Origin of the sequence: Paralteromonas sediminis (assembly GCF_003820355.1) — a bacterium.
Taxonomy (GTDB): domain Bacteria; phylum Pseudomonadota; class Gammaproteobacteria; order Enterobacterales; family Alteromonadaceae; genus Alteromonas_F; species Alteromonas_F sediminis.
Genome location: NZ_RPOK01000002.1, coordinates 374,501 through 387,988, shown reverse-complemented (window position 1 = coordinate 387,988; position 13,488 = coordinate 374,501). Strand labels below are relative to the sequence as shown.

At 46.4% G+C, this 13,488-nt stretch carries 11 protein-coding genes; 8 read left to right on the top strand and 3 right to left on the bottom strand.

Annotation, left to right across the window (positions count from 1 at the left end):
* The first annotated feature begins 72 nt into the window (after nt 1–72).
* Nucleotides 73–1,731 (top strand): DUF342 domain-containing protein, encoded by a 1,659-nt coding sequence (locus DRW07_RS07005; RefSeq protein WP_124027179.1) that lies wholly within the window; start codon nt 73–75, stop codon nt 1,729–1,731.
* Between the two features lie 81 nt (nt 1,732–1,812).
* Here the strand turns inward: DRW07_RS07005 and DRW07_RS07000 are convergent, their stop codons facing one another.
* Together DRW07_RS07000 and DRW07_RS06995 are read right to left on the bottom strand one after the other, a co-directional pair.
* On the bottom strand, nt 1,813–3,201 hold the full coding sequence (locus DRW07_RS07000) for a transporter substrate-binding domain-containing diguanylate cyclase (RefSeq protein ID WP_124027178.1): 1,389 nt from the start codon (nt 3,199–3,201) through the stop codon (nt 1,813–1,815).
* Between the two features lie 109 nt (nt 3,202–3,310).
* The gene (locus tag DRW07_RS06995) at nt 3,311–4,498 is read right to left on the bottom strand and encodes a thiolase family protein (protein WP_124027177.1); all 1,188 of its coding nucleotides are present in this window, start codon (nt 4,496–4,498) and stop codon (nt 3,311–3,313) included.
* A gap of 142 nt (nt 4,499–4,640) precedes the next feature.
* On the opposite strand from DRW07_RS06995, the gene DRW07_RS06990 reads away from it, so the two are divergent.
* Genes DRW07_RS06990 through DRW07_RS06965 form a run of 6 tightly spaced genes read left to right on the top strand, consistent with a single transcriptional unit; the run spans nt 4,641 to nt 11,524 of the window.
* Nucleotides 4,641–5,024: a MerR family transcriptional regulator gene (locus DRW07_RS06990; RefSeq protein WP_124027176.1), complete on the top strand. Its 384-nt coding sequence runs from the start codon at nt 4,641–4,643 to the stop codon at nt 5,022–5,024.
* Nucleotides 5,025–5,026: 2 nt separating this feature from the next.
* Nucleotides 5,027–6,196 carry an isovaleryl-CoA dehydrogenase gene (locus DRW07_RS06985; RefSeq protein WP_124027175.1) on the top strand — a complete coding sequence of 390 codons (1,170 nt, stop codon included), beginning with the start codon at nt 5,027–5,029 and terminating at the stop codon, nt 6,194–6,196.
* Nucleotide 6,197: 1 nt separating this feature from the next.
* Nucleotides 6,198–7,805: a carboxyl transferase domain-containing protein gene (locus DRW07_RS06980; RefSeq protein ID WP_124027174.1), complete on the top strand. Its 1,608-nt coding sequence runs from the start codon at nt 6,198–6,200 to the stop codon at nt 7,803–7,805.
* A 10-nt stretch (nt 7,806–7,815) separates the two neighbouring features.
* On the top strand, nt 7,816–8,622 hold the full coding sequence (locus tag DRW07_RS06975) for an enoyl-CoA hydratase/isomerase family protein (protein WP_124027173.1): 807 nt from the start codon (nt 7,816–7,818) through the stop codon (nt 8,620–8,622).
* Nucleotides 8,623–8,625: 3 nt separating this feature from the next.
* Nucleotides 8,626–10,629, top strand: a complete 2,004-nt coding sequence (locus tag DRW07_RS06970) for an acetyl/propionyl/methylcrotonyl-CoA carboxylase subunit alpha (protein WP_124027172.1) — start codon at nt 8,626–8,628, stop codon at nt 10,627–10,629.
* Complete coding sequence (locus DRW07_RS06965) at nt 10,622–11,524, top strand: hydroxymethylglutaryl-CoA lyase (protein ID WP_124027567.1); 903 nt, start codon at nt 10,622–10,624, stop codon at nt 11,522–11,524. The genes DRW07_RS06970 and DRW07_RS06965 overlap by 8 nt, the downstream gene beginning before the upstream one ends.
* Here the strand turns inward: DRW07_RS06965 and DRW07_RS06960 are convergent.
* Nucleotides 11,521–12,063 (bottom strand): SRPBCC family protein, encoded by a 543-nt coding sequence (locus DRW07_RS06960; RefSeq protein ID WP_124027171.1) that lies wholly within the window; start codon nt 12,061–12,063, stop codon nt 11,521–11,523. The two genes, DRW07_RS06965 and DRW07_RS06960, sit on opposite strands and share 4 nt — an antisense overlap.
* Nucleotides 12,064–12,201: 138 nt before the next feature.
* Here DRW07_RS06960 and glgC point away from each other — a divergent pair, with 138 nt between their 5' ends.
* The gene (gene glgC, locus DRW07_RS06955) at nt 12,202–13,488 is read left to right on the top strand and encodes a glucose-1-phosphate adenylyltransferase (protein WP_124027170.1); all 1,287 of its coding nucleotides are present in this window, start codon (nt 12,202–12,204) and stop codon (nt 13,486–13,488) included.

The following is a 13,488-nucleotide window of genomic DNA, read 5'->3' as shown; positions in this document are numbered from 1 at the left end:
TTTACAGTGTAGTTCTTAAGAAGGCGAACGGCATGCCGATACAAGATTACTCAGATGTAAAGGTGGTGATACATGAATGGCGTAACGTACGGGTTTGATGACGATTTAATCAATGTCAATCTGACAATAAATCCGGCAGAGCTTGATAAAGAACTTGACTCAACAGCCCTGTTCAATGAAATACGCAACACCGAGCTTGGTGAAGTGTACTTATCCAGAAACACAATCAAGTCTGCCTGCGATAAAGCCAACCATCTATTTAAAACTAATGACACCACACCGGTCACCGAAAGTATTGGTGAGCGCCGCAATGCGGAGGTCTCTTTTCGAATAGCTGAAGATGATATGCAAGCGGTACTATCTGTCACGGCCCCCTATGGCGGACAACACCCATCTTTAAAAGCGATTCTCTCACTTGCCAAGAAAAGTGGCATTGTCAGGGGGTTAGGAAAAAGACATATCATGAATCTGCTTGAGAAGGTAAAGCTCGCAGATGCTGGCGAAACTATAGATGCGGTTGTTGCTAAAGGCTTACCTCCGAGAGACGGGCATTCCTCCTACATGAAACCTTTAGTGCCAAATGCACTGGACAGAGTACTGCGCCCGCAAACCAACCCTGACGGCAAAACTGACCTGAGAAATCTGGGCGATGTAATTTGTGTTAAAGCAAAAACCCCTGTCGTTAAACGTGTATCGCCTTCGAAAGGCCGTGTTGGTTACACCATAAAAGGGGCACCGCTAGAAGCAAAACCGGGTGACTGGTTGCCAATTAAAATGGGCTCAGGTGTGGAAGTCAGTGAAGAAGATGAAAACCTGCTCATCGCCAGTCATTCGGGCATGCCTAAGTTTCTTGATTTGGTCATGAGCGTAGATGATACCTATACCTGTACGGGCGTTAATGTTGGTTCCGGGCATGTTAATTACGACGGCGCTGTATTGGTCAACGGTGATGTCACTGAAAAAATGCGTGTAGTAGCTACTGGCGACATTACGATAAACGGTTTTGTTGAATCGGCTTACATCGAAGCCGGTGGTGACATCATTATTACTGAAGGCGCCATGGGGAAAGAGTCTAATGACGCCAACAGTTGCTCCTGTATATTAAAAGCTGGCGGAAATATCCACGTTCAACACGGACAAGGTCTGTCAATCAATTGTGGTCGCAACGTTTCCATAGGACGTCAACTAGCCTACAGCTATATTCAATGCGGTGGTTCCGTTACCGTTGGTCAAATCGACAATCCTAAAGGTAACTTATTTGCTTGTGAAATTGAGTCACAGGATGTCGTTATTGCAGGTACGCTTGGCGCTGTGTCGGGTAGCAGCTTAAGTGTTGATTTTAGCGATGGTTTTAACAGGCTGGTTGAGCGCATCGATATCATCGAAGATTTGGTCAAGCAGTTACGTGATAATAACCTGAGACATAAAGAAAAAATGGATATCATCGCTCAAAAAGCGGTGCCTAAAGAGATGCTGCGCAGAGTCAATGAGGCCCAAGAATTATTCGAAAATGAAACGGCTATGCTCAACTGGATCGAAATGAAAGCGATTGAAATGAGAGCAGCAAAAGAACAATACCAAGAAAGGATCCGCATCGTCGCCACTAAAAAGTTGTATTCAGGTGTAACTCTCAAACTCAATAAACGTAACTGGCGTTCAGACAGAGAATATGACCGCTCAGAGGTAAAATTTCGCGACCACCAGTGGCATTTTGAGCCACTCGTCAGTTAAATTATTAAGCAGGCCTAGACTGCGGTAGCTATGGCAGTCTTTTAGCCATTGACCAGCATGGTACTGTGCAACGATTTTGCGCTAACTTTGTGCCGGTTCATAGGCATGAGTACTCCTTCGCTTGGCATTTCTCATGGCATGATGCGCGCGGTCAAACCAGTCTACAAAGCTATCCCCTTCCTGCATGGAGGCGCCACCAATACTGACTTTTACTCCCTCAAATAACTGCAGAGACTGTAGCTCAACTTCAGTGAGGATCCGTTCTGCCAGAATTTGTGCTGATAACGCAGAAGTCTGAGGGCATAAAATAAGGATTTGTTCATTGGTCCACCTCGCTGCGATATCGACTTCTCTAATTTTCTGCAACGTGATGTCTGCGAGACGCTGGAGAATCTGATCTGAAGAGGCCTTAACGGCATCTTGTGAACCGCGAGTTAAGTTGTCCACCCCAACTAGCAACAGCGTAACTTGCGACTGAAAGCGCCGAAATCGCGACATCTCTTCATCGACTTTTTGCACCATGTAATTTCTGTTGTGTAGAGTGGTTAAATCATCATGCGTGGTTAAAAATTCTACCGTTCTATTTTTTTCCACTAATGCAGCCTGCAGTGCTTCTAACTCTGCATCGCGTTTTTGCAATTCGTTATTGACGTTTAATTGAGCGCGCTTTATCCATATGACCGTCAGCACAGCAAATATGAAAATCGCGCCTGTAAAAACAAGCCATATGCTGTGGTGATGAGTAACAGAGTTGACTTGATACCACCGCCTGTATACCTCTACAGTTTTACTTTCAGGAATGGCTGCTATTGCTTCATTGATAATGGGTAGTAGTTCATTTGCAGACGGGCTTATCCCCATAGCCATAGAGTCATGTGGCTCGGCAAATCCGCTAATCACTAGGTTTTCCAGCTTTTCACTTTTGATAATCATGGCAGCACTTAACTGCGACGCGAGAAAGACATCTATTTTACCCTCGCTGAGCAAGGTTAACCCTTGAATTTCACTATCTACATAGTAGGTTTCGATATTCCGATAATACCTAGCGATATACTCTACATGACGCTTGTCCTTTTCTATCCCGAGCACACGATCATCAATGGCTGAATACCCAGGAATGACATCATCGTCGCTACGCGAAACCAATACATTGGGTGATTCAAAGAAAGGCGCAGTATATAGGAGGAAATCTTGCTTCTTAAGACTCGGACGTATCATTGGAATAGCGTCGCAAGCGCCACTCTGCAGTATTTCTAATGTTTCCGTCCAGCTTTGGGTAGGAACAAACTCAAATTGTATATTTGAAAGCTCAGACAAAAGTTCAAGATAATCGCTGGAAATACCGATATGCTCGCCATTTCGAATAGCTTCGAAGGGCATCCATTCTGGGTTGATACAGTAGCGTAAGCTCACTCCTGTATCAGGTTGTTGCTGTCCCTGCGATGAAAAAGAAACACATAACAAAAACATTATGAAAAAAGCGCGATTCACCCAGTTTAATCTTTTATTATTTTATCCTGCGCTCAGTATCTCGCGTTGCTATTATACTTTCAATAGCAACGCCATTTCATCATATTTATCAATCGGTTAATTCAAGAGCAATGGCAGTTGCCTCGCCCCCTCCGATACACAGTGAAGCAACCCCTTTCTTTAATCCTCGCAGCTTCAGCGCATGTAACAGGGTAACGATGATCCTCGCGCCAGATGCACCAATGGGATGGCCCAGCGCACATGCACCACCGTGAACGTTCACTTTAGTGCCATCTAAACCCAATTTCTGAATGGCTAGCATGGTAACCATGGCAAAAGCTTCATTAATTTCAAAAAGATCGACGTCTTCTTTTTGCCAACTTGCTTTTTCAAGCACTTTATTAATGGCCTCTACGGGTGCAACAGTAAAATCTTCCGGCGCGATGGCATTGGTGGCATGCGCAACGATACGGGCAATGGGCTTATAGCCAAGTTCAGTTGCCTTATCGCCTGACATCACTAACAACGCGGCAGCGCCATCGGAAATCGAACTGGAGTTGGCGGCGGTAACGGTGCCATCTCGTTTAAATGCAGGGCGCAAAGAGGGAATTTTATCTGGTTTGGCGTTAAGTGGGCTCTCATCTGTATCAACAACGACATCGCCTTTCTTATAGGTGACTGTTACTGGTTCAATTTCATTATCAAAAAGACCCTCTTTAATCGCTGTATTCGCCCGTGACAAAGACTGCAGAGCAAAATTATCCATATCTTCACGGGAAATACCCTCTGAATCTGCGGTATCTTGAGCGAAGCACCCCATTGCTTTGCCATCATAGGCGTTCTCGAGACCGTCCAGCATCATGTGATCGAGCACCTGACCATGTCCCATGCGCATTCCGCTTCTGCCTTTTGGCAATAGGTAAGGCGCACTACTCATATTCTCCATACCTCCGGCGACTATGACATCTGCTGAGCCTGCAACAATGAGATCGTTTGCCAGCATTAGCGCTTTCATACCTGACCCGCAGACTTTATTGATAGTTGTCACGCCGGCTTTTAAAGGTAGTCCCGCGCGCAAACTAGCTTGGCGAGCAGGTGATTGACCCAAGCCAGCGGGTAATACGCAGCCCATAATCACTTCATCTACATGATCTTGAACCTTTTTGTCCGCTACGCTACTGATCGCAACAGCACCTAATTCCGGTGCTGATACACTAGAAAGGCTGCCCATGAAACTGCCCATCGGCGTTCTTTTTGCCGCCACGATAACCACTTCTTTACGCAGTGAATTACTCATTTTATTTCCTACCTATGAATCTAATTGACGTTTAGGCAACTTTACCTTAACGTAAACACCCATTAACGTTAACGTAAAGTGCTAAGTGCAAAATGTCAATGCGCTTATCACTTAGCATCACATTAGTTGTAAAGAGGCGCTTATGGCAACTATGTCTATAGGTGAGCTGGCTAAAGACTTTGATATTACGCCACGCTCCATTCGCTTTTATGAAGAGCAAGGGTTGCTCAGCCCCAAACGCACAGGCCAGAACCGTGTCTACAGTAATAAAGACAAGGTAAGATTAAAACTTGTGCTACGCGGCAAGAGACTGGGCTTTTCCCTTGCAGAAATAAAAACGTTATTTGAGCTTTACGATACGAGTAATAACTCAATTGCTCAACTACAAACTATGCTTACCCTTACTGAACAAAAAAGAGCGGTTCTGGAACAGCAACTTGATGACATTCAGATGTTAATGAACGAGCTGGATGAAGTGGAAAATCGCTGTAAAGAAGAATTAGCCGAATTAACCCGAGGAAAGTGATAATGAACGTACCCTACCCAACCCTTAATTTCGACTTGGGCGAAGATATCGATATGCTGCGCGACCAAGTGTATCAGTTTTCACAGGCAGAAATCGCACCATTGGCTGAATCTTCAGACGAGAGCAACCAATTTCCCAATGAATTATGGCCTAAACTGGGTGAGATGGGTTTGCTCGGTGTGACTGTTGGAGAGCAATACGGTGGTAGTGAGATGGGTTACCTTGCCCACACTGTAGCCATGGAAGAAGTAAGCCGGGCATCTGCGGGCATTGGCCTGAGTTATGGCGCACACTCCAACCTATGTGTGAATCAAATATATCGCAATGGCAGTGACGCACAAAAAGAGAAGTATCTGCCAAAGCTGGTGAGCGGTGAGCATATCGGTGCCCTTGCCATGAGTGAGCCCAATGCAGGTTCTGACGTGGTGAGTATGAAACTCAGGGCTGAAAAGAAAGGTGACAAATATATCCTCAATGGCAATAAGATGTGGATAACAAACGGTCCTGACGCTCACACATTTGTTATTTACGCAAAAACCGACCCACAAGGCGGCTCAAAAGGTATCACAGCATTTATCGTAGAACGAGATTTTCCCGGTTTCTCACGTGCTCAAAAGCTAGACAAGCTAGGCATGCGCTCCTCAAACACTTGTGAACTTGTTTTCGAAGATTGTGAAGTGCCTGAAGAGAACGTAATGGGAAATATCGGTGAAGGTGTTCGTGTCTTGATGAGTGGTCTCGACTACGAAAGACTGGTTTTGTCTGGTGGTCCACTGGGTATCATGCAAGCCTGCATGGATGCCGTTGTACCGTATATTCACGATCGCGAACAGTTTGGCAAGCCAATAGGTCAATTCCAATTAGTACAAGGCAAAGTGGCCGATATGTACACTCAAATGAATGCGGCTAGAGCGTATGTCTACGCCGTAGCCAAATCTTGTGACAGAGGCGAAACAACGCGTAAAGACGCAGCGGGTGCCATTTTATACTCTGCAGAGCTAGCGACCAAAATGGCACTTGATGCAATTCAGATATTGGGCGGAAATGGCTACATTAATGAATACCCCACCGGGCGATTATTGCGCGATGCTAAATTATATGAAATTGGTGCAGGCACGTCTGAAATACGCCGTATGCTGATTGGCCGAGAGCTATTTACAGAGTCCTGCTGATATGACTATTTTACACTCAGCAATTAATACAAAGTCTAAAGAGTTTGTTGCCAATGCAAGTGCGATGGCAACACAGCTTGAGGCGCTTAGGCAAAAAGTAGAACAAATCAAACAAGGTGGTGGCGAGAGTGCTGCGCTACGTCATCAGTCACGGGGAAAGTTACTCCCGCGAGACCGTATTGATGCCTTACTTGACCCAGGTTCCGCGTTTTTAGAAATTGGTCAGCTTGCAGCATGGGATGTATATGACGATTATGTCCCGTGTGCTGGCGTTGTTGCAGGGATTGGCCGCGTCAGTGGCGTGGAATGTATGATTGTCGCCAATGATGCGACGGTAAAGGGCGGAACTTACTATCCGCTTACCGTTAAAAAGCATCTGCGGGCGCAGGCGATCGCTGAAGAAAACCACCTTCCATGTATCTATTTAGTTGATTCAGGTGGCGCCAACCTACCCCGTCAAGATGAAGTTTTTCCAGACAAAGAGCATTTTGGACGCATTTTCTTTAATCAAGCCAGAATGTCAGCCAAGAATATTCCTCAGATTGCCGTGGTGATGGGGTCCTGCACCGCTGGTGGCGCTTATGTTCCGGCGATGGCAGACGAAAGCATCATTGTTAAGGAACAGGGTACCATCTTTTTGGGCGGCCCTCCGCTGGTAAAAGCAGCAACCGGTGAAGTCGTTACCGCTGAGGAACTCGGTGGTGGTGATGTGCATACGCGTACTTCAGGTGTTGCAGACCATCTTGCCAATAACGATCATCATGCACTGCAACTAGCCAGAGAAGCTGTAGCCCGACTCAACCGAACCAAACGACTCACTCTGGACATAAAGCCAACCCTTGCACCGCGCTATAGTGCGGAAGAAATCTATGGCATCGTACCTGCAGACAATAAAAAGTCCTATGATGTCAGGGAAATTATTGCACGCATTGTGGATGATTCAGATTTTGATGAATTTAAGGCCCTGTATGGAACGACACTGGTGTGCGGCTTCTCTCGTATTTTCGGTTATCCAGTGGGTATAGTGGCAAACAATGGGATTTTGTTTAGTGAGTCTGCACAAAAGGGCGCGCACTTTATTGAGCTGTGTGCTCAACGTGGCATACCTCTGGTTTTTCTGCAAAATATCACTGGTTTTATGGTAGGAAAACAGTACGAAGCGGGTGGTATTGCCAAGCACGGTGCCAAGATGGTCACCGCGGTAGCTTGTGCTAATGTGCCTAAATTTACCATTCTTATTGGTGGCAGTTTTGGTGCTGGTAATTACGGTATGTGTGGGCGCGCCTACGACCCGCGTTTCCTTTTCATGTGGCCAAATGCACGTATCTCTGTCATGGGTGGAGAGCAAGCTGCCGGCGTGCTTGCACAAGTCAAAGCAGACCAGAAGGCCCGTCAGGGAGAAGCCTGGTCAGACGAGGAACAAGCTGCCTTTAAGCAACCCATTATCGACGGCTATGAGCACCAGGGCCATCCCTACTACGCGTCTGCCCGACTTTGGGACGACGGCGTTATCGATCCTGCCGATACGCGAATGGTACTGGGCCTATCAATTTCAGCGGCTTTGAATAAGCCTATAGAGCCAACTAAATTTGGCATCTTCAGAATGTAAGGATAAAGACATGCTAGATAAAGAAACTGGTGTGGATTACCGTGTGGACGGAAACGGTGTCGCCTACTTAACACTAAACCGCCCAGAAAAACACAATGCATTTGATGACGTACTCATCAGTAAGATGACAGTGTACCTACAGCAGGCTGCAGGCGACGATAACGTCAGAGTATTAGTCTTGCAGGCAGAAGGGAAGCACTTTTGTGCAGGCGCTGACTTAACCTGGATGCAACGAATGGTTAAGTACAGCGAGCAAGAAAATAAAGATGATGCTCACAGGTTGGCCGAGTTGCTGGATACTTTGTACAGGCTACCCAAACCCACTATAGCCCGGGTACAGGGCGCTGCATTTGGTGGTGCGGTAGGGCTTATTGCCTGCTGCGACATTGCTGTTGCAAGTAAACTCAGTAAATTCTGTCTCAGTGAAGTGAAATTAGGACTGATTCCAGCAACCATCAGTCCGTATGTCATGAAAGCGATGGGTGAACGCATTGCCAGACGCTATTTTATGACAGCCGAAGTATTTTCTTCACGACGGGCAAGACGGCTTGGTTTAATTAGTGAAACGGTAACAGAAGATTCATTAGACACGACGATAGAAGAAATCGTGTCGGCTTTGCTGAAAAACGGCCCACATGCTGTGTCTGCCGCTAAGGCACTGTCTCATGATATAGCAGGCAAAACCATCGACGCAGACATGCTAATAGAAACCAGTGAGCGAATCGCCCATATCCGTGTCTCTGAAGAGGGACAGGAAGGCCTGTCAGCCTTTTTAGAAAAGCGCGCGCCAACATGGCGAAATGACAGTCAAGGATAAACCATGATTAAAAAAATACTCATTGCTAACCGTGGAGAGATTGCTTGTCGGGTGATCAAAACAGCCAGAACACTTGGTATAGCGACGGTTGCCGTTTATTCTGAAGCAGACGAAAACGCGCTGCACGTCAACATGGCTGACGAAGCGGTGTACCTAGGTAAAGCGCCAGCAAAAGATAGCTATCTCAAGGCAGATTTGATTTTACAAGAAGCAAAGCGTCTTGGCGTTGACGCTATTCATCCGGGTTATGGGTTTCTCTCGGAGAATGCGGCTTTTGCAGATTCCTGTGAACAAGCAAATATTGTTTTCATTGGCCCTCCAAGCGACGCGATCAGAGCCATGGGCTCTAAATCTGCGGCAAAACGCATTATGGAACAGGCTGGTGTACCTTTAGTGCCGGGTTATCATGGTGATGATCAAAAACCAGATACACTGAAACAACACGCCGCAAACATGGGCTATCCCGTTCTTCTAAAGGCCGCCGCTGGTGGTGGCGGAAAAGGCATGCGTCAAGTCCACTCTGAGTCCGAATTTGACCAAGCGCTAGCCGCGGCTAAGCGCGAAGCACAAAGTGCCTTTGGCGACGACATCATGCTGGTAGAGAAATACCTAACCCAGCCTAGACACGTAGAAATACAGGTATTTTGTGATCAGCAGGGCAACGGCGTGTATTTGTTTGAACGCGATTGTTCGGTTCAACGACGCCACCAAAAAGTGATTGAAGAAGCACCCGCACCTGGCTTGAACGACCAGCTACGCACTCACATGGGAGAAGCGGCACTCAAAGCCGCTCAGGCAATCAATTATGTGGGTGCAGGAACCGTTGAATTCTTGCTGGATATTGACGGTTCATTTTACTTTATGGAAATGAATACTCGTTTGCAGGTTGAGCACCCGGTAACAGAAATGATAACCGGCGAAGACTTAGTTGCCTGGCAGATAAAAGTTGCTAACGGTCAGCCACTGCCAAAACAGCAGTCAGAGTTAACTCTTAATGGTCATGCATTTGAAGCACGAATCTATGCGGAAGATGCCGATAACGACTTTCTCCCCGCAACGGGCAGGCTCACATTACTTCGTCCGCCTGAAGAAACACAGAATGTAAGAGTAGATACTGGCGTTGTTGAAGGTGATGAGGTGTCAGTCTACTACGACCCAATGATCGCCAAGCTCATCGTGTGGGATACTGACAGGCAACGAGCCTTACTGCGACTGCAGCGGGCCCTTCGTCAATATCATATTGATGGCGTGATTACGAACATCAACTTTCTTTACAACCTGGCGTGCAGTCAACCGTTTGTAAATGCAGATTTATCGACCACTTTTATCGAAAAACACAACGATTTGCTATTTGATGGTGACGCGACACTAGAGGGAAATACAATACCTTTGATGGCATTGGGGGTATTGCTGCAAGATTCCATGGAAACCCCAATCTTTGACCAAGACATGACATCCCCCTGGGCGCTGCATACTAGCTGGCGTGCAAATAGTGTCCACACTCAGTTGATGACACTGAAAACACCGCAACAGGAACTGGACATTCGCATTGGTCAGCCCTCCCCTTTGCAACCTTCGTCATGGCTTGTTGAGCACAATGCCCGTCAGTGGCTTGTATCGGGTAGTTTGCAAGGCAATGAACTAAGCGCCAACATTGATGGCCACCTTATTCGTGCCTCATTTGCTCACAATGAAAATGACTACAAGTTATTTAAGCCCGACCAAGCGTTGTCTTTTCAAAAGGTAGTGCCAGATTATGGTGACAGTGACAATGGCAGCCAAGGCGAGAGTTTTGTAGCCCCCATGAATGGTACTGTCGTTACGCTATTAGTAGAAACCGGCCAGTCAGTCAAAAAAGGTGACGGACTAATCGTCATCGAAGCCATGAAAATGGAACAAACGCTAAATGCACCTTGCGATGGTATGGTCACAGAGTTTTTCTTTGCGCCAGGAGAACTGGTTGAAGGAGGAAGCACACTACTTGCTTTTGAGGGAAACCATGATTAAGTATCCAGACAAGGTAACTTTGGTCGAAGTGGGTCCGCGTGACGGATTGCAAAATGAACCTACGGCACTTTCCATTGAAACTAAAGTCGCATTAATAGAGCAACTTGCTCAAGCAGGTATCAAGCGGATTGAAGCAGGCAGCTTCGTTTCACCAAAGTGGGTACCTCAGATGGCAAACTCGGAGGCTGTTTTTCAACAGTTAACGCGGTTGCCCTCTGTGGTGTATTCCGCGCTCACACCAAATTTACGTGGCTTTGACAGTGCACTGGCCGTAAACGTTGATGAAGTGGCCATATTTGGTGCAGCATCAGAATCGTTTTCACAGAAAAATATCAACTGCAGTATCGCCGAGAGTTTGGCGCGATTTGAAGCGGTAATCGACGCAGCAAAAGCAAACAATATTCCAGTGCGAGGTTATGTATCCTGTGTATTGGGTTGCCCTTACGAAGGAGACATTTCTCCTCAGAGCGTCTTGGAAGTCACCCAGTCTCTGCTTGATATGGGGTGCTATGAAGTCTCCCTTGGGGACACCATTGGCACAGGTACCCCGGTTAAAACAACAAATCTGCTTAATGTGTTATTAAAGGACATTGACGCATCTAAACTCGCGGTTCACTTTCATGACACTTACGGACAAGCACTTGCCAATATCCTTATTGCGCTGCAGCACGGTATTGCAGTAATCGATAGCGCGGTTGCCGGCCTCGGAGGCTGCCCGTATGCCAAAGGTGCCAGTGGCAATGTTGCCACTGAGGATGTGCTTTTCATGCTCAACGGTATGAATATTGAAACAGGCATTGATTTACACAAAGTGGTCTCAGCTGGCCAGATGATTACGGCTGAATTGGGCCGTATAAGTCAATCTAAAAGCGCACTGGCTCTTGCAGCTCATTAACGCATAGCGACGGGGTTTTCAACGATGGTTTTTAAGTTGTTTAACCCGTCTTCAAAGTCTGGACCAAGCATACTATCTATAAATAAAACGAAATAGCGATTGATAGGATTACTCCCAACGTCGCCCTTGTCACTCCACTCTACAGTCACGCCGGTGTCTGTCTCGGTGATGGTTACACGACCTTCAGAGCGCATATCCATGTCAGGGAAGTAGAGGTCATAAACCACTTCTTTGTTGAAATGCAAATCGGTTATTTCCATTTCACCATTTCCCTGGGTTTCACTTTGCCAGACTGATTTCATACCAATGGCTTTCTCAGGCCCTGAATAAGTCACTTGCATATTTGGGTCACGCTTAAACCATACGCCCCAACTCTGCCACTTCTTTAGGTCGACTACTTGCTCGTACACATCTGCCGCCGCGGCGTCAACCACGATACTTCTGGTTACCTTATACTCAGAAGGTAAAAGCAATCCAACAAGTAGTAACGTTGCAATTCCCCCCAAAACTACAAGCAGCGTATTTTTTAATACTGTCATCTGACCTCTCTCCATTGTGTCGCGTGTGAAAAAGTGCAAGTATTTGAAGAACGATTAAAACTACATCAAATTTTCAGCTATTGTTACCTTTTTAACACATGTTATTAACATTATTTTGATCTTTTCGGAGTTGAGGCAATGAATCAAAGCCCGTCACGTTATATCAGTAATTTAACTAAAGATACCTACGCGCTTATATTGGCCGGAGGAAGAGGATCTCGACTGCATGAACTGACAACGTGGCGCGCCAAGCCCGCACTGTATTTTGGGGGCAAATTTCGCATTATCGATTTTCCTCTTTCAAATTGTATAAATTCAGGTATCAGACGAGTGGGTGTAGTAACGCAATACAAATCGCACTCATTGATCAGACATCTGCGTAGAGGCTGGGGACATTTTAAAAAGGAACTAGGGGAATCGGTAGAAGTACTTCCGGCCTCTCAGCGTTTTTCCGACAACTGGTATGAAGGAACCGCAGACGCTGTATTCCAAAACATTGATATTATCCGAGACGAAAACCCTAAATATGTCATTATTTTATCTGGTGACCATATCTATCGCATGGATTACGGCTCAATGATAGCCCAGCACGTTGAATCAGGTGCCAAAATGACAGTTAGCTGTATGGCTGTGCCAACAGAAGAAGCTGCCGGTGCTTTCGGCGTAATGAAAGTGGATGAAAACAACCGGATTTTGGGCTTTGAAGAAAAACCCGCACACCCTTCCCCGCTACCCAATGACCCATCGCGTTGTCTTGCTTCTATGGGTAATTATGTATTTGATACTGAGTTTTTGTTCGAGCAGCTCGCCAGAGACGCAGAAACGGCTAACTCTGAAAGAGATTTTGGTAAAGACATCATACCCGCTATTATCAAAGACCATCCTGTCTATGCGTTTAACTTTAAAAGCGGTGACGAGGGCGAAGTTTATTGGCGCGATGTAGGTACTATTGATTCATTTTGGGAAGCCAATATGGAACTAGTGGCACCTGTACCCGCGCTCAACCTGTATGACCAAGAATGGCCTATATGGACATATCAAGAACAACTGCCACCCGCTAAATTCGTGTGGGAGGACGAAAACCGTCGTGGAGAAGCTATTAACTCGGTTGTCTCAGGAGGTTGTATAGTCTCAGGTTCTACGCTCAGACGTAGTCTGTGTTTTTCTAACGTGCGCATTCACTCTTATGGCACGATTGAAGAAGCCGTCATTTTGCCTAACGTTGAAATTAAACGGCACTGCAAACTCAGGAAAGTCATCATCGACCGCGGTTGCGTAATCCCAGAAGGTACTGTTATTGGCTATGACCACGATGAGGACAGAGCCAGAGGGTTCCGGGTATCCAGCAGAGGCGTTGTGCTTGTTACACGAGAAATGCTTGGGCAGCATTTAACCAGTAACATTGTTCACCACATGCATGAGTAA